This window comes from Clostridium sp. AM27-31LB, assembly GCF_003480745.1.
Taxonomy (GTDB): domain Bacteria; phylum Bacillota; class Clostridia; order Lachnospirales; family Lachnospiraceae; genus Butyribacter; species Butyribacter intestini.
The window spans coordinates 1-536 of the sequence record NZ_QUJS01000028.1 but is presented as its reverse complement, the minus strand read 5'-3'; the positions used below and the strand labels follow the sequence as shown (position 1 = coordinate 536).

The window sequence follows — 536 nt, the reverse complement described above, 5'->3', positions numbered from 1 at the left end:
AAGGAAAACGCAGGTTTCAAAATGTAGAAAAAGAAGCAGTAGAATTAATAAATATGATAACCGGTGCAAATATTGCCGGCAAAGAGAAAGATGAGGTGGTTGATGTGTGCAGAGCATGGGAAAATTCAATGAAAAATGCAAAAGATGAGGGACAGATTGAAGGAAAAATTGAAGCATATATAGATTGTAATATGACGATACCAGAGATTGCAAAGAAAGTGTCGAAGCCGGAAGAATATGTAAGAGAAGTTGTAAAAAAGTTATCAGTAGTATCTCAATGAACAGATAATATATAAGGGTGGGCGTCAGAGATTATAATATGAGATAGAGAAATATAATGAAAAACGAAAGGAAGAATAATGTATGGGGAAAATTGATATAGCAACAAAACAGTATATGTCGCACAAAAACATAATAGCAGATGCTTTTAATTTCTATGTGTATGACGGAGTACAGATAATAAAGCCTGAAAAATTGCAAAAGATAGATACGGCAGAGTTTATGATGCCGTATGGAAATGATGCTAAAGCTGCCGT

Annotated in this window: 1 protein-coding gene; it reads left to right on the top strand. The window is 34.1% G+C overall.

What is annotated here, in order from left to right:
• Positions 1-281, top strand: a 281-nt coding sequence (locus DW721_RS15845) for a hypothetical protein (RefSeq protein ID WP_347560410.1), incomplete at its 5' end; no start/stop codon positions are given.
• Positions 282-536 lie beyond the last annotated feature (255 nt).